This window comes from Rhizobacter sp. SG703 (genome assembly GCF_012275445.1).
Taxonomy (GTDB): Bacteria; Pseudomonadota; Gammaproteobacteria; order Burkholderiales; family Burkholderiaceae_C; genus Rhizobacter.
This window is the reverse complement of record NZ_JAAZQK010000003.1, coordinates 28,222-46,052: the sequence shown is the minus strand read 5'-3', so window position 1 is coordinate 46,052 and position 17,831 is coordinate 28,222. Positions and strand designations below refer to the sequence as shown.

The 17,831-nt window shown below is 73.8% G+C and carries 3 protein-coding genes (1 of these 3 running past the window's edge); all 3 read right to left on the bottom strand.

Annotation, left to right across the window (positions count from 1 at the left end; genetic code table 11):
- Positions 1 to 80: 80 nt before the first annotated feature.
- Tightly spaced (each overlapping or abutting the next), the 3 genes in view from FHT26_RS05950 to FHT26_RS05940 form a layout consistent with a single transcriptional unit that may run on beyond the window.
- Positions 81 to 6,557, bottom strand: coding sequence for an SDR family NAD(P)-dependent oxidoreductase (locus FHT26_RS05950; RefSeq protein ID WP_168559250.1), 6,477 nt, complete (start codon positions 6,555 to 6,557; stop codon positions 81 to 83).
- Entirely contained in the window at positions 6,554 to 12,331 is a 5,778-nt protein-coding gene (locus FHT26_RS05945) for a type I polyketide synthase (protein WP_168559249.1), read from the bottom strand. The genes FHT26_RS05950 and FHT26_RS05945 overlap by 4 nt, the downstream gene beginning before the upstream one ends.
- Positions 12,332 to 17,831: the 3' portion of a type I polyketide synthase gene (locus FHT26_RS05940; protein ID WP_168559248.1), read on the bottom strand. Its footprint extends 2,129 nt past the window's final position; 5,500 of the gene's 7,629 nt are visible here — the last part of the coding sequence; the start codon falls outside the window, past its right edge; it ends in the stop codon at positions 12,332 to 12,334.

Below are 17,831 nucleotides of genomic sequence, written 5' to 3'. Positions count from 1 at the left end.
GGCGAACGCGAACCGCAGCCCGGATGCCAATTCGGGTGGGCGCTGGCGGAGATCCCGGATGGGCATCCGGCCTGCGGACTTCACAGCGAGCCCTCCTCGTACGCGGCCTGCGGAGCGACTGCCGGCGCCCCGGTGGCCAGCGGCATGTCCGCCATCACCGCTGCCGCCAGCTGCGCAATGCTCGGCCCCTTCAGCAAGGCCGCCACCGCGACCTTGGCCTTCAGCGCGGTCTGGATGCGATTGCGCAGCTCCATCGCCATCAGCGAATCCATGCCCATCTCCATCAGCGAGCGCTGCGGATCCACCGGGTGCGAGGCCGGCAGCGCCAGCACGCGCACGATCTGCTCCGACAGGAAGCCGACCAGCAGCGCAAGCCGGTCGTCCACCGGCGCCTGCGCCAGCTGCGCGAGGATGTCGACCTGCGCCGCGCCACCGGCCGGCGCCGCGGCCCGCGCCGGCGCGGCCTGCACCAGCCTGCTGAAGAACGGCCCGAGGTTGCGCGGCAGCCGCGCGCGCACCAGCGGCATCGCGGCCATCTGCGGCGTGCGGGCCGATGCGAGCATCTGCTTCATCATCGCGACCCCTTCGTGCGGCGCGATCATCGCGAGCCCCATCGCGGCCCAGCGCCGGCGGTGCTGCTCGCCGATGCCGGCCGCCATGCCGACCTGCGACCAGCTGCCCCAGTCGATGCTCAGCGCATGCTGGCCGCGCGAGCGGCGCAGGTGGGCCAGCGCGTCGACGAAGGAATTCGCCGCCGCATAGTTGCCCTGCCCCGGCGAGCCGAGCAGCGCGGCGCCCGACGAGAAGCCGATGAAGAAATCGAGCGCGAGGTTCGCGGTGAGTTCATGCAGGTTCCAGGTGCCGCGCACCTTCGGCGCCATCACGCGGGCGAAGCGGCGCATGTCCAGCTCGGCCAGCAGGCCGTCGTCGACCAGCCCGGCGGCATGGATCACGCCGCGCAGCCGCGGCATCTGCGCAGCGACCTGCGTGACCAGGCGGGTCATCTGCCCGGTGTCGGCCACGTCGGCCTGCGCGACGAGCACCTGCACGCCGTCGGCCTGCAGCGCATCGATCGCCGCCTGCGTCTCGGGCGACGGCGCGCGCCGGCCGACCAGCACCAGGTGGCGCGCGCCCTCGGCGGCCAGCCATTGCGCGCTGACCAGCCCCAGGCCACTCAACCCGCCGCTGACCAGGTAGCTCGCATCCGGCCGCACCGGCGGCGCGCGGTGCTGCGTGATCACGACCTTGCCGACGTGGTGGCCCTGGCCCATGAAGCGGAAGGCGTCTTCGGCACGCTCGATCGGGTACAGCTTCTGCGGCAGCGGCTGCAGCACGCCGGTCGCGAAATCGGCCAGCAGCTCCTGCAGCATCTCGCGCACGAACTGCGGCTGCGCCGCAGCGATCTCGCCGAGGTACAGCGGGTGGTAGTGGCGGCCGGGGAATTCGTCGGCGACGCGGTCCGCGTCCCAGATGCCGGTCTTGCCGATCTCGATGAAATGCCCGCCGGGTTTCAGAAGCCCGAGGCTTGCCGGGATGAAATCGCCGGCCAGCGAGTTCAGCACGATGTCGACGCCTTCGCCCCCGGTGTCGCGGTCGACGTCGCCGACGAAGCCCAGCGAGCGCGAATCGGCCACATGGTGCACGCCCAGCCGCTGCGCGAGCGCGCGCTTGGCCGGCGAGCCGGCGGTGCCGAAGACCTCGGCACCGGCCCGCTTCGCGAGCTGCGCGGCGGCCATGCCGACGCCGCCGGTCACCGCATGCAGCAGCACGCGGTCGCCCTTCTTCATGCCGGCCAGGTGCTTCAGCGCGTACTCGGCGGTCAGGAAGGTCACCGGAATCGTCGCCGCCTCGGCGAAGCTCATCTGCGGCGGCTTGCGCACCGTCAGCGACGCCGGCGCGAGCACCCAGGTCGCGAAGCTGCGGTCGACCATCGCGATCACTTCGTCGCCGACCTGCAGGTCATCGACGCCGGGACCGATGCCGGTGATCACGCCGGCGCATTCGTTGCCGAGCGGCCCCGGATCGCCGGGGTACATGCCGAGCGCATTCAGCACGTCGCGGAAGTTCAGCCCGGTCGCGACCACGCGGATCTCGACCTGGCCGGCGCCCGGGGCCTCGCGCGGCACCGGCTGCAGCGCCAGCTTGTCGAGCGAGCCGCGCTCGGTGATCTCGAGGCGCAGCGGCTGGTCGTCGGGAACGAAGACGCCGGGCACCAGGCGGGCCGCGAGGCGCGTGCCGTCGCGCAGCGCGATGCGATCTTCGTCGTCGGCCTGCCACACGCTCGCGAACAGCAGCTCGGCCTCGTCGGTGCGCACCACCGGGTCGAGGTCGATGCGCACGCAGCGCGCGAGCGGGGCTTCGGAGGCGATGACGCCGCCCAGCCCCCACACCGTGGCCTGCACCAGGTCGGGCACTGACCCCTGCACCGGCTGCGCGGCGCGAGTGACCAGCCAGCGCCGCGCGGTCGAATCGCCGAGGGCTTGCGCCGCATGCAGCAGGTTGCCGAGCAGCAAGGCCTGCGCGGTCTCGATCGCCTCCAGCGTGTGCGCGACCGGCGGCACCAGCGCCCACAGCACGACCACGCCTTGCAACGGGCGGGGGTCGGCCTGCGCGGCCTCGTCGATCGCACGGCGGATCTGTGCGCTGTCGGCTGCATCGACCTGCCAGCCTTCGGGCAAGGCCGCAAAGCCGTCGCCGCGGTACAGCAGCGCGACGCCGGCGCCCTCCGCCTTCAGCCGCGCGGCCAGGCCGGCGCCGACGCCGGTGCGGTCGGCGAGGATCAGCCAGCGGCCGGCCGGCTCGGCGCGTGCGGTGGCCGCCGGCACGGGCTGCCACTCGGTCTCGAACGCCCAGTCGGGCGCCGTGCTCACCGCCGGCATGCCGGCCACGCGCTGCAGCGCCTCGTGCGTGATGCGGCGCAGCTCCAGCCCGGCCAGTTCGGCCAGCACCGCGCCGTCGTCGTCGAGCAGCGTCAGGTCGGCGCGCAGCACGTCGGCATCGCGCCCGGCCGGCTCGACGCGCACCTGGCACCAGGCCTGCGAGACGCCGCCGCGGAACACGCGGTAGCCCGCCAGGCCGACCGGCACGCAGATGTCGTCGCTGCCCAGCGCCTCGTCGGCCCACGGCAGCCCGAGGCCGATCAGCTGCAGGCAGGCGTCGAGCAGCGCCGGGTGCAGCACCAGCCCGCCGGTCGGCAGCCCGTCCGGCAGCTGCACGCGACCGAGCACCTGCCCACCGTCGCGCGAGATCGCGGTGATGCCGCGGAAGGCCGGCCCGTAGTGCGCGCCCTGGGCCGCCAGCTTGTCGTAGTACGGCGCGACCGGTTGCGGCGCCGCGCCGGCCAGCCGCCATGCTTCGGCCACCACCGGCGGCTCGCCACGGTCGGGCACCAGCGTCGCGCTGGCATGCAGGCGCCAGTCGGCGTCGTCGGCGGCGCGGCTGAAGACCTGCACCGTCCGGGCGTGCGCGTCGGCCGGCGTCACGATGACCTGCAGCGTCACGCCGCCCTGCTCCGGCAGCACCAGGCCTTCGCGGATCGCCAGGTCCTGCAGACGCACATCGTCGCCGCCGCTGACCTCGCGCGCGGCGGCCTGCATCAGTTCGAGGAAACCGGTGGCCGGGAACAGCGTGAAATCGAAGATGCGGTGATCGGCCAGCCACGGTTGCGCGTCGAGGCCGATCGCGGCCTGGAAGATCGGCAGCGGGCTCGCCAGCGTGCCGCCGAGCAGCGCGTGCCGGGTGCGCGTCTCGCCGAGGGGCGGGCCCACCGCGCCGCGCTGCGCCGGCACGTCGAACTGCTGCCAGTAATGCTCGCGCTGGAACGGATACGTCGGCAGCGTCGCGCGCGGCCGCTGTCCGTGCTGCACCGCCGTCCAGTCCGGCCGCACGCCGCGCACGAACAACTGGCCGAGGCTGTCGAGCATCGACAGCGCATCGTCGCGTCCCTTGCGCAGCGACGGGATCCACGCGCTGTCCGGCACCGCGCTGCCGCGCTGCGCCATGTTCAGCAGCGTCGGCTGCGGGCCGACCTCGATGAAGACGCGCAGGCCGTCGGCCTGCAGCGCGGCGATCGACTCGCCGAAGCGCACCGCGTCGCGCACATGGCGGCGCCAGTAGCCGGGCTGGCAGACCTCGTCGCCGGCCAGCCGGCCGCTGACGTTCGATGCGAGCAACAGCCGCGGCGGATGGAACGCGACCTGCGCCGCCACCGCCTCGAACGCATCGAGCATCGGCTCCATCGACGGCGAGTGGAAGGCATGCGAGACCTTCAGCAGCTGCGACTCGATGCCGGCGACCGACAGCCGCTCCAGCGCCGCGTCGACCGCGTCGGTGCGGCCCGAGATCACGGTGTTCTGCTGGCCGTTCGCCGCGGCAACGGCCAGCACCGCCGCATCGCGCGCGATCGCGGCGCGCACGGTGGCCTCGTCGCTGAACACCGCGGCCATCGCGCCATCGCGCGGCAGCGCGCCCATCAGCCGGCCGCGTTCGACGATCAGCTTCAGGCCGTCGGCGAGGCTGAACACGCCGGCCACGCAGGCCGCGACGTACTCGCCGACGCTGTGGCCCATCACCGCGGTCGGCTTCACGCCCCACGACTGCCACAGCTGCGCCAGCGCGAACTCGATGGCGAACAGCGCCGGCTGCGTGAACGCGGTGTCGTCGAGCCGTTCGGCGTCGTTCCAGATCACGTCGAGCAGGCTGCGGCCGAGCAGCGGCGCGGCGATGGCCTCGCAGGCATCGAGCGCGGCGCGGAACGCCGGTTCGGTGTCGTACAGCGCGCGGCCCATGCCGGCGTATTGCGCGCCCTGCCCGGTGAACAGGAAGACGAGCTCGGGCACGGTGCCGCCGGCGGCCCGGCCGCGCGCGGTGCCGGCGCCCGGGGTGCCGGCGATGAACTCGGCGAGGCGCTCGCGCAACGCCTCGGCGCTGTCGGCGACGACCGCGAGCCGCTCGACGAACGGCGAGCGGCCGAGCGCGAGCGTCGCGGCGATCTGGTCGAGCGGTGCCGAGCCGGCCGCATCGGCCAGGCGTCGCGCCGCGGCTTCGAGCGCGGCAGGCGTCTGCGCACTGAGAACGAACAGCCCTGGCGCCGTGCGAGCAGGCCCTTCGACAGGCCCAGGGCGAACGGGAGGGGATGGGAGCTCAGCGCGAATGGGAGCGGGAGGGGCCTGTTCGAGCACCACGTGCGCATTGGTGCCGCTGAAGCCGAACGAACTGACGCTCGCGCGCCGCGGCCGATCGCCGGCGGCAGGCCACGGCGTCGGCACCGTCGGCACCGTGATCGGCATCTCGTCCCACGCGATCAGGTGGTTGCGCCGCTTCAGGTGCAGGTGCGGCGGGATCGTGCGGTGCTGCAGCGCCATCGCGACCTTGATGACGCCGGCGACGCCGGCCGCCGCTTCCAGGTGGCCGATGTTGGTCTTCACCGAACCGATCATCAGCGGCGTGTCGGCCGCGCGCTGGCCGTAGACCTGGTGCAGCGCCTTCACCTCGATCGGGTCGCCGAGCGGCGTGCCGGTGCCGTGCGCCTCGACATAGCTGATCTCGTCCGGCTTGACGCGTGCGTTCGCGAGCGCGGCACGGATCACCGCCTCCTGCGCGGTGCCGTTCGGCGCGGTCAGCCCGCTGCTGCGGCCGTCCTGGTTCAGCGCCGAGCCGCGCACCAGCGCGATCACGCGGTCGCCGTCGCGCTGCGCATCGGACAGCCGCTTCAGCACCAGCACGCCGCAGCCTTCGCCGCGCACGTAGCCATCGGCCGAATCGTCGAAGGTCTTGCAGCGGCCGTCGAACGACATCATGCGGGCGCGCGAGGTCAGGATCGAGCCGTCGGCGGTCAGCGTCAGGTTCACGCCGCCGGCGAGCGCGAGGCTGGCCTCGCCGTTGCGCAGGCTCTGCACCGCCCAGTGGATCGCGACCAGCGACGACGAGCAGGCGGTGTCGATCGCGACGTTCGGCCCGTGCAGCCCGAGGAAGTACGACAGCCGCCCGGCCGCGACGCTGTGCGCGGTGCCCGACGGCGTGTAGGCGTCGCCGAAGCGCGAGCCGATGGCCTCGGACAGCTGGTTCGCATAGTCGTGCGTCGTGATGCCCATGTAGACGGCGGTCTGGCTGCCGGCCAGCGACGACGGCGCGATGCCGGCGTGTTCGAGCGATTCCCAGGCGACTTCCAGCAGCAGCCGCTGCTGCGGGTCGAGGCTGACCGCCTCGCGCGGCGAGATGCCGAAGAAGTGCGCATCGAAGCCGGCGACGTCCTTCACGAACCCGCCCCAGCGGGTGTAGCTCTTGCCGGGTGCGTCCGGGTCGGCGTCGAAGCAGGCGTCGGCATCCCAGCGGTCCTTCGGCACCTCGGTGACGCCGTCGGTGCCGCTTTCGAGGAAGCGCCAGAAGGCCTCGGGCGTGTCGCCGTCACCCGGGAAACGGCAGCCGATGCCGACGATCGCGATCGGCTCGTGGCGCGATTGCTCGGCGGCCTTCAGCTTCGCTTCGAGCTGGTCGATGGCCTGCAGCGAGCGCTTCAGCAGCGCTGCGTAGTCCGGTGTCTGTCGGGTGTCGGTCACGAAGTCTCCTGGGCGCCGATGCCGTCGAGGCGCCGCATCAGCTGCATCGCAAGTTCATCTTCGGACAGCGCGTCGAGGCTGTCCGCGGGGGGGAAGGCCGGTGTCGACGGGGCGGCGACCACCGGCTCGCTGAATTGATCCGCGAACACCTCGCTCGCCAGGTGCTCGGTCAGTGCCGCCACCGACGGGTGGTCGAAGGTGACCGTCGCGGCCAGCGTGCGGCCAACGCTCTTGCCGAGCAGGTTGCGCAGTTCGACCGCCATCAGCGAATCGAGGCCGAGCTGGCGCAGCGGCTCGGTCACGTCCAGCTCGTCGGCACGCTGCACGCCCAGCACCTTCACCGTCAGCCGGCGCACTTCGTCGCGCAGCACCGTCTTGCGGCGGGCCGGCAGCGCGGCGGCCATGCGCTCGTGCAACGACGGCACGGCCTGCACCGGCTTCGAAGGCGAACTGCCCGCCGCGGCCTCGGCCACCGCCAGCTCGCTGAACAGCGGCGGCTGCGTGCCCGCCGCGCGCTGCTCGCGCAGATGCGCCCAGTCGCTCGCGAGCACCGCGATCTGCGCGGTCTCGAACGGGCTGCGCGCGCCGTCGCGGCGCATCGCATGGTCGAGCGCGGCCAGCCCGTCGGCCGGCGCGATCGGCTGCAGCGACCCGGGCTGTTCCAGCCGGCGATCGGCCGCGGCGCCGATCTCGGCCCACGGGCCCCAGTTGATGCTCAGTGTCGGCAGGCCCTGCGCCTGGCGGTGCCACGCGAGCGCGTCCTCGAAGGCATTCGCCGCCGCATGGTTGACCTGCCCCGGCGAGCCGGCCACCGATGCGCCGGACGAGAAGAACACCATGAAGTCGAGCTCGCCGCACAGCGTGTGCAGGTTCCAGCTGCCGAACACCTTCGGCCCCATCACGGTCTCGAAACGCGGCCAGGTCTGGCCGGCGATCACGCCGTCGTCGAGCACGCCGGCCGCATGGATCACGCCGGCCAGCGGTGCGGTCAGCCCCGCCAGCACGCGCTGCACGTCATCGCGCCGCGCGACATCGCCGAGCGCGAGTTGAACGTCGACGCCCTGCGCCCGCAGCTGGTCGATCACCCGTTGCACGCGCTCGTCGGCCGCGCGCCGGCCCATCAGCACCAGGCGCCGCGCGCCCTGCGTGGCCAGCCATTCGGCGACGCGCAGCCCGAGCCCGCGCAAGCCGCCGGTGATCAAGTAGCTGCGCGACGCATCGATGGCCAGGCTGCCGTGCGACGGATGCGCTTCATGCCGCACCAGCCGCCGCGCCAGCCGCCGGCTGCCGCGCAGCGCGAGCTGGTCTTCGCGCGACGCCGACTGCAGCTCGGCGACCAGCGCCACCGCGGCGGTCGCCGCATCGGCGGACGGGTCGAGGTCGATGCGCGTGCACTGCAGCTCCGGGTGCTCGATCGCGACCACATGCGCCATGCCCCACGCCGTCGCCTGCGCCGGGTTCGCGCCATCGTGGCGGTGCGTCGCCTGCGCGCCGCGCGTCGCGATCCACAGCGCGGGCCGCGTGGCGCCAGACTGCGCCGCCATCGTCTGCACCGTCTGCAGCAGCGTGCCGACGACGAACTGCTGGTCGCGTGCGATGTCGTCGGTCGACAGCCCGGCATGCGCGACGAGGTCGAGCGCCTGCAATTGCACGACGCCGCGGCACGGCAGCGGTCCTCGCAGCGCCTGGGCCAGCGCATCGGCCGTCGGCGCCACCAGCTCGGGCAGGTCGCCGGCACGGCGCAGTTCAGCCAGCAGCGCGTCGGCAAACCCGGCGCGGTCGGCCAGCACCAGCCAGCGCGACGGCTCCCGCTCAGCTACGGCCACCGGCGCCTGCGCGACGAACACCGCCTGCTGCGCGAGCACCGGATGCGTCGTCGCGCCCGGCAGCGGCGTCGGGTCCTGCAGGCCGTGTTGCGACAGCAGCGCCGTCCAGCCTTCGCGCGGCATCAGCGCGTAGCTGCGCCGCTGCGTGTCGGTCCAGGCCCACCAGCCGTCGAGCAGGCCGACCGTCAGGTCGCCGAAGCGCTGCGGCGTCGTGCCTTCGAGCAGCACCAGCACGCCGCCCGGCGCGAGCAGTTGCCGCACATGGCGGATCGTCACATCGAGGTCCGGCGTCGCATGCAGCACGTTCGCACCGAGCACCAGGTCGTAGCCGCCGGCCGAGAAGCCCTGCTCGGTCGGCGCACGGCCGATGTCGAGCAGCTCGTAGCGCATGAAGCCGTGCGCCGCGAACTTCTCGCGGGCGCGGTTCAGGAACAGCGGCGACACGTCGGTGAACGTGTAGTCGACCCGCACCCCGCCCTGCGCCGGCAGTGCCGGCAGCACGTAGCTGGTCGTGCTGCCGGTGCCGGCGCCGATCTCCAGCACGCGCAGCGGCCGGTCGGCCGGCCACGCGGCCACCAGCGCTTGCACCGTCTCGGCGATCACGCTGTTGTAGGTCTTCGCCGGCGGCGAGTTGCGGTACAGCCGCTCGGTGTCGTCCAGCGACCCACCGGGGAACAGCAGCGCCAGCGGATCGACCCGCCCGCGCAGCACCGCGGCCAGCTCGCGGCCGCAGCGGCGCGTCAGCAGCAGCTCGGCCTCGCCCTGCGGATGGCGGGCGAGCAGCTCGTCGGCCAGGTCTTCGGGGTCGCTGTCGTCCGGCGTGCGGCGCACGACGAAGGTGGACCCGTCGCGCACCAGGATGCCGTCTTCGGCCAGGATCGCCAGCATGCGCTGCACCAGCCGCGCATGCGCCGGCAGCGTGTCGAAGCGGGTCGGGGCGATGGCCGTGGCCGGCGCGAAGCCGCAGCCGAGCAGGCGCAACGCGCGCACGACATAGGCCGCGGCCAGCCGGTGGAGCCCGACCATGAAGTCGGCGTAGGCATCGAGCCCGTTCTGCGCGGCGATCGCGTCGACCCGCGGCAGCACGTGGGCCGCGAGCTGCGCCGGCGCGAGCGGTTGCAGCGCCGGCCGCTCGGCGTCGCGCCAGACGATCTCGTGCAGCATGTTCTGCACGCGCGGCGCCAAGCCGGTGTCTTCCGCAACGGCCGCCATCGCAGGTGGCGGCGTGGCCGTCGACGCGAACGCCGGCCAGTAGCGCTCGCGCTGGAACGGGTAGCTCGGCAGCGCGACGCGGCGCGCGCCGCGGCCGGCGTCGAACGCCGCCCAGTCGATCGCGACGCCTTGCACGAACAGCTGGCCGAGGCTGTCGAGCATCTGCGCCAGGTCGTCCTTGCCGCGCCGCAGCGACGGCAGCCAGGTGCCGCGCTCCGGCAGGCAGGCGCGGCCCAGGCCGAGCAGCGTCGGGTGCGGGCCGATCTCGACGAACAGCTCGCAGCCGCCGTCGGCCAGCGCCTGCATCGCCGGCGCGAACTGCACCGCCGCCATCACGTGCTCGCGCCAGTAGCGGGCGGTCGCGACCTCGGCACCGATCGGCCGGCCGGTGACGTTGGACACCAGGTCGATGCGCGGTGCGCCGTAGGCGATGCCCTCGGCGACCCGTTCGAATTCGTCGAGCATCGGCGCCATCAGCGGCGAATGGAAGGCGTGCGAGACCTTCAGCCGCGTGACGGCCAGGCCGGCCGCCTGCAGCTGCGTCGCGAGCGCATCGACCGCCATCGCGAGGCCGGAGATCACGACGTTGTCGGGGCCGTTGACCGCGGCGACCGAGACCTCGCGGCGCCACGGCGCCAGGAGGTCCGCGATGCGGGCTTCGCTCGCCATCACCGACAGCATCGCGCCGTTGCGCGGCAATGCGCCCATCAGGCGGCCGCGTTCGCTGACCAGCCGCAGCGCATCTTCGAGGCTGAACACGCCGGCGATGCAGGCCGCGACGAACTCGCCGACGCTGTGCCCCATCACCGCCTGCGGCTGCACGCCCCACGACTGCCACAGCGTGGCCAGCGCGTACTCGACCGCGAACAGGGCCGGCTGCGTGAAGGCCGTGTCGTCGAGCGGCGCACCGTCGGTGAACAGCACGTCGAGCAAGGGCATCGGCAGCTGCAGCCCGGCCGCGCAGCGGTCCAGCGCGGCGCGGAACACCGGCTCGCCGTCGTACAGCCCGCGCGCCATGCCGGTGGACTGCGCGCCCTGGCCCGTGAACAGGAACGCGAGCTTCGGCGCGCGCGCCGGCGCGGTGCCGGCGGCGACACCGGGCACGTCGTCGCCGGCCAGCCAAGCGGACAGGCGCTCGCGCGCTTCGGCCGGCGTCGCGGCGCTGACGGCCAGGCGCTGCGCGAAGCGGGCGCGGCCGGTGTTCGCGCTGAAGGCCAGGTCGGCGAGCGACGCGCCAGCGGTGAGCAGCGGCAGGTGCTGCTGCACCAGCTCGCGCAGCGCGGCCGGCTGGCGCGCCGAGAAGCTGAGCAGTTGCAGCGGACGCGAGTTCGGGACCACCGGCTCGACGTCGGGCGCCTGGGCCATCACCAGGTGCACGTTGGTGCCGCTGAAGCCGAACGAGCTGACGCCGCCGATGCGTTGTGCCTGAGCAGGCCAGGGTCCCAGCGCCGTCGGCACGCGCACCGGCAACTCGTCCCACGGAATGAACGGGTTCGGCTGCTGCAGGTGGATCTGCCCCGGCACCTGCCCATGCTGCAGCGCCAACGCCATCTTGATCACCGCCGCGACGCCGGCGGCCGCCTCCAGGTGCCCGACGTTCGCCTTCACCGAGCCGAGCAGCAACGGCGCCTCGGCCGCGCGGCCTTCGCCCATCACCGCGCCGAGCGCCTGCACCTCGATCGGGTCGCCGAGCGACGTGCCCGTGCCGTGCGCCTCGACGACACCGACCTCGGCCGGCAGCACGCGCGCATCGGCCAGCGCGTCGCGCAGCACCGCCTCCTGCGACGGGCCGTTCGGCGCGGTCAGCCCGTTGCTGCGGCCGTCCTGGTTGGCAGCCGAGCCGCGGATCAGCGCGATCACGGTGTCGCCGTCGGCCTGCGCATCGGCCAGCCGCTTCAGCACCAGCAGCCCGCAGCCTTCGCCGCGCACGAAGCCGTCGGCCCGCGCGTCGAAGGCCTTGCAGCGGCCGTCCGGCGCCATCATGTGCGAGCGCGACAGCGCCACGGTGATCTCCGGGCTCAGCACCAGGTTGACGCCGCCGGCCAGCGCCTGGTCGCACTCGCCGCGGCGCAGGCTGTGCACCGCCTGGTGGATCGCGACCATCGACGACGAGCAGGCGGTGTCGACCGACACGCTGGGCCCGCGCGCGCCGAGCACGTACGACAAGCGGCCCGACGCGATGCTGTGCGCAATGCCCGATGCGGTGTAGGCGTCGTAGCTGTCCACGCCACCTTCGCGCAACAATTGCCAGTAATCACCGGCCGACATGCCGACGAACACGCCGGTGCGGCTGCCGGCCACGCGCTCGGGGTTGATCCCGGCATGCTCCAGCGCCTGCCACGCCACTTCGAGCAGCAGCCGCTGCTGCGGGTCCATGCTGAGCGCCTCGCGCGGCGAGACGCCGAAGAAATGCGCATCGAAGCCGTCGACCGGCCCGACGAAGCCGCCGAAGCGGGTGTTCATCGTGCCGGGGTGGTCGGGGTCGGGGTGGTACCAGTCGTCGATGGACCAGCGCTCGGCCGGCACCTCGGTGACCGCGTCGACACCATCGCGCACCAGCACCCAGAATTTCTCGGGCGTGTCAGCGCCGCCGGGGAAACGGCAGCCGATGCCGACGATCGCGATCGGCTGGTGCGCGGCGCCTTCGAGTTCTTGCACGCGCTGCTGCAGCTCGTCGGCCAGCAGCGCGAGGCGCTTCGGCGAGAAATGGCTGATGCGTTCGAGGAAGTCGGACATTCAGGGCCTCTTCAATTTCTTCGCGAACATCGCTTCGACTTCTTCGTCGCTCATCTCGTCGAGCGTACCGACCGCGTCGACCGGCTTGGCCACCGCCGCTGGCGCGGCCGGCACCGCCAGCGCTTCGAGGTAGGCCGCCAGCGCCTCCAGCGTCGGGTGGTCGAACACCAGCGTCGCCGGCAGGCTGCGTGCCAGGCCGAGGCCGGTGCCGAGCCGGTTGCGCAGTTCGACCGCCATCAGCGAATCGAGGCCCAGTTCATTGAGCGGCTGGCGCGGGTCGATGGCCTGCGCGCTCGGCGCGTCGACCACCCGCGCGACATGCTCGGCGACGAAGGCCAGCAGCCGCTCGCGCCGGCGCTGCGGCGTGGCCTGCTTCAGCTCGTCGATCAGCGCGGCACCGGCGGCCACTGCGGGCTTCGCACCGGCGGCCGGCTTCGCGCCCGGCTTCAGCGCGCCGCGCAGGTGCTCGACCAGGTGCGAGACGAACGGCCCCGGCACGCCACCGCTCGCCAGGAAACGCTCCCAGCGCACCGGGAACACGCCGGCATGCGGGGCCTCGGCACGCATCAGCTTCTCCAGCAGCTCCAGCCCGTGCGCCGGCGTGATCACGTCGATGCCGCGCGCGGCCACCCGCTGGTCGACCTGCCGGTCCGCCGCCGCGCCGACCTCGCTCCACGCACCCCAGCCGATGCTGAGCCCCGGCAGCCCGAGCGCGCGCCGGTGCGCGGCCAGTGCATCCATGAACGCGTTCGCCGCCGCATGGTTGGCCTGGCCGGACGACCCGAGCACCGACGCCATCGACGAATACAGCACGAAGAAGTCCAGCGGCTCGCCGCGCGTCAGCACGTGCAGCGCCCAGCTGCCGTCGAGCTTCGGACCGAGCGGCCGCACGAAGCGCGACCAGTCCTGCTGCAGCAGCGCGCCGTCTTCCAGCACGCCGGCCGAATGGATCACGCCGCGCAGCGGCAGCCCGCCCCGCGCGATGCCGTCGAGCACGCGCGCCACCGCGTCGGCGCGCGACATGTCGGCCTGCAGCACCTGCACCTGCGCGCCCTGCGCGCGCATCGCATCGAGCGTGGCCTGCGCCGCCGGCGACGCCGCGCGCCGGCCCACCAGCACCAGGTGGCGCGCGCCGCGCTCGACCAGCCGGCCGGCCGTCAGCAGCCCGAGCCCCGACAGCCCGCCGGTCACCAGGTAGACGCCGCGCGGCGTCAGCGCCTGCATCGAGGCCTGCAGCGCATCGTGCTGCGTCAGCACCACCTTGCCGGTGTGCCGCGCCTGCGCCATGAAGCGGAAGGCCTCGCCGCCGCGCTCCAGCGGGAACGCATGCAGCGGCAGCGGCTTCAGCTCGCCGCGCTGCACCGCAGCCATCACGGCGGCGAACAGCGCCTGCGCGGCCGCCGGGTCCTGGTAGCGCTGAGCGTTCAGGTCGATCGCGTGGTAGCGCGCCTGCGGGCGCAGCTCGCGGAACTGCGACGGGCTCCAGATGTCGCGCTTGCCGATCTCGAGGAAGCGGCCCTGCGCCGACAGGCTGCGCACGCTGGCCGGGATGAATTCGCCGGCCAGCGAGTTCAGCACCAGGTCGACGCCTCGGCCCTCCGTCAGCCGCGCGACCTCGGCCTCGAAATCGAGCGTGCGCGAGTTCATCACCTGCACCACGCCCTGCGCCCGCAGCAGCGCGCGCTTGGCCTCGCTGCCGGCGGTCGCGAACACCGTGGCACCGGCACGCTGCGCGATCTGCACCGCCGCCATGCCGACGCCGCCGGCCGCGGCATGCACCAGCACCGTCATGCCGGCGCGGATGCCGCCCAGCACCTGCAGCGCATGCCAGGCCGTCATCAGCGCGAACGGCAGCGTCGCGCCTTCGGCATACCCGATGCCGCGCGGCAGCGGCGCGACGTGCTGCGCGCCGGTCGTCATGTAGCTCGCGAAGCAGGCCTCGCCGGTCGCGACCACCGCATCGCCGATCGCGAAAACCTGCACCCCCTCGCCGAGCGCGACGACGGTGCCGGCGCATTCGCCGCCCAGCGGTTCCGGGTCGGCGCGCAGCGCGACGGCATTCATGATGTCGCGGAAGTTCAGCCCGGCCGCGCGCACGCGGATCTCGACCTCGCCGGGGCCGGGCGCGCGGCGCGCCATCGGCACCAGCGGCATCTCGTCGAACACGCCGCTGGCGGCCTTCTCCAGCCGCACCGGCGCCGGGTCGGACGGCGCGGCGCTGCCGTGCACCAGCCGCGCGACGAAGGCCTGCCCGCCGCGCAGCGCGAGCTGCGGCTCGTCGCCGTCGGCACAGATCGCCTGCCACAGCGCGGCGGCTGCATCGTGCGCGTCATCGAGGTCGATGCGCGTCGTGCGCAGCTCCGGATGCTCCAGCGCGACCACCTTCGCGAAGCCCCACACCGGGGCCTGCAGCGGGTTCGGCGCCTCGCCGTCGCGCACCGGCTGCGCGCCGCGGGTCGCGATCCACAGCCGCGGCGTCGTGCCGGCTGCGAACGACTGCGCGCCGAGCGCCTGCACCAGTGCCAGCAGCGAGCCGAGGCTCGCGCGCTGCGTGTCGACCAGCGACTCCGCGCGGCCGGCATCGGGCATCGCCAGCTCGAGCGCGCCAAGGTGCACGATGCCGCGCAGGCTGCGGCCGGCCACGAGCGAAGCCATGTCGGCACCGGCCGAGGCCAGCAGCACCTCGTGCCCGGCCGCGCGCATCTGCACCGCCAGCGCCTCGCCGACGCCGGCGCGGTCGCCGACCAGCAGCCAGCTCGACGCCGGCAGCGCATCGACCGCCTGCACCGGCCGCCGCGCGGCCAGCAGCACCTCGCGCGAATTCGGCTGCGGCGCATCGATCGCCGCGGCCTCGAAGCCGAGCTCGCCGAGCAGCGCCAGCCAGCGCTCGCGCGACAGCAGCGGGTACGCCGGCCGCAGTGCGGTGTCGGTGAAGCGCCACCAGCCGTCGGTCAGCCCGAAGGTGATGTCGATCCAGCGCTCCATGCCGGCCACTTCCAGCATCAGCAGCGTGCCGCCCGGCGCGAGCACCTGGCGGACCTGGCCGAGCGTGCGGCCGAGGTCGGCGGTCGCGTGGATCACGTTGGCCGCGATGACGATGTCGAAGTGCTGCCCGGCCAGCTGCGCCGCCAGCGAGCCTTCGAGGTCCAGCGGCTGGAAGCGCATGAACGGGTGCAGCCCGAAGCGCTCGCGGGCGCGGGCCACCATCAGCGGGCCGATGTCGGTGAACAGGTAGTCGCAGCGGTCGGCCGGCAGCATCGGCGCGACCCACGCGGTGCTGCCGCCGGTGCCGCCGCCGACTTCGAGGATGCGCAGCCGCTGCCCGGCCGGCAGCCGCTGCAGCGCGGCGCGCACCGTCTCGCGCAGCAGCTGGTTGTAGGCCTTGGCCTCGGGTGCATCGCGGTACAGCGCCTCGGCCAGTTCGGTCGAGCCGTTCGGGAACAGCTGGTGCAGCGGATCGGCCCGGCCGGCCAGGATGTCGCCGAGCACCGCGCCGCAGTTCGCGGTCAGCGCGATGCGCGGGCGCGAGGCCGGGTGGCATTGCAGCAGCGGCGCGACGCGCTGGGCCGGATCGGAGACCGGATGCCAGTTCGTCACGGTGAAGGCGCCGCCGTCGGCGCGCAGCCAGCCGTCCTCGGCCAGGATCGCGAGCAGCCGCGGCAGCAGGCGGTGGTAGCGCGGCGCGATCTTCAGCCGCCGCGCCAGCTCATCGGCCTGCACGCGCTCGCCGGGCGCCGGCGACCAGCCGAGCTCGCCGAGCGCGCGGGCGATCCACGCCGCGCTCATCGCTTCGAGTGCGACGAAGGCTTCCTGGTAGTCGGCCAGGTCGTGCTCGCGCGACAGCGCGTCGAGCCGCGGCCCGGCCTGCGCGGCCAGCTCGGCCGGCGTCGGCATCCAGCCGGCGCCTGGCACCGGTTCCCACGCGATGCGGTAGACCGGCTCGCCGTTCCCGTTCGCGGCGGGCACCGCGGCGGCGCGCAGCGCGATGCCATGCAAGGTGGCGACGGTGCCATGCGTGTCGAACAGCACCAGGTCGGCCTTCAGCGTGTCGCCGCTGCCGCCCGGTGCGATGCGCACATGGCTGCTCAGCCGCTCGCCCGGCTCACGGTGCACCGCGAGCCGGCCGATCGCGAGCGGCAGGTAGGCCCGGCCGGCCGCGGCCTGCGCCGGCAGCGCGGCCGCCATCACCTGCAGCGCAGCGTCGAGCAGCGCCGGGTGCATCACGTAGCCGGCACGGCCGGCAGCGGCCGGCAGCGCAATCTCGCCGAGCGCTTCGCCGTCGCGCCGCGCGATCTGCTGCACGCCTTGCAGCGCCGGCCCGAACGCGAGCTGGCGCGCGGCGAGCTGCGCGTAGTGGCCGGCGGCATCGAGCACGCCGGTGCAGCGGGCGCGGATCGCGTCGGGCGCGTCGTGCGACGGCGCCGCGTCGACCGCGGTGTAGCTGCCTTGCACGTGCATGCGCCAGGCGTCGTCGGGCTCGCCGGCACCGAGCGACAGGATCTCGAAGCTGTCGGCCTGGAGGTCGGCTGCCCGACGCAGCAGCAGCTGCACGGTGCGCGATTCGCCGGGTGCGAACACCAGCGGCTCGCTGATCACGACATCGGCCACCGCCCGTGCCACGCCGGACACGATGCGGCTCGCCGCCAGCGCCATTTCGAGGAAGCCGGTGGCCGGCAGGATCACGCGGCCCTGCACCTGGTGGTCGGCCAGGTACGGCAGGTCGTCGCTGCACAGCGTGGTCTCGAACTGCACGACCTCCCGCAACGGCGAGCGCAGCCGCATGCCGAGCAGCGGGTGGCCGGTCGGCGTGCCGCTGCGCGCGGCCACCGGCGGGCGCGCCTGGAACCAGCAGCGCTCGCGGCGGAACGGGGTCGGCGGCAGGTCGGCGAGCCGGGCGCCGCTGGCCGACCAGACGGCGCGCCAGTCGAGCGGCGCGCCGGCCCGGTACAGCGCGGCCAGCGATTCGGCCAGCTGGTCGGCATCGGCGCGGCCCTTGCGCAGCGTCGGCACGCGCACCGGCAGATCCTCCGCGAAGTTCAGCAGCGTCGGGTGCGGGCCGACCTCGATGCAGAGGTCGGGCTTCAGCCCGGCCAGCGTGCGCAGGCCGTCGGCGAAGCGGACCGCCTCGCGCACATGGCGGCGCCAGTAGGCAGGTTGCACGATCGCGTCGGCATCGGCGAGCCGGCCGGTCAGGTTGGACACCAGGCGCAGCTGCGGGCGGCTCAGCGTCGTCGCGGCAGCGGCCTGCTCGAACGCGTCGAGCACCGGCTCGACCAGCGGCGAATGGAAGGCATGCGAGACCGGCAGTTTCTGGCAGCGCACGCCGCGCACGCTGAAGCGCTCGCAGACCGCGTCGACCGCGGCCGCGCTGCCGGAGATCACCGTCTGGTCCGGTGCGTTGACGGCGGCGATCGACAGCTGCGCGGCGAACGGCGCGACCGCTTCGGCCACGTCGGCCTCGGCCGCGAAGACCGCCGCCATCGCGCCGCCGGCCGGCAGC

Coding starts and splice junctions, on each gene's coding strand:
- FHT26_RS05945 (WP_168559249.1), bottom strand. CDS start 12,331: ATGTCCGACTTCCTCGAACGCATCAGCCATTTCTCGCCGAAGCGCCTC.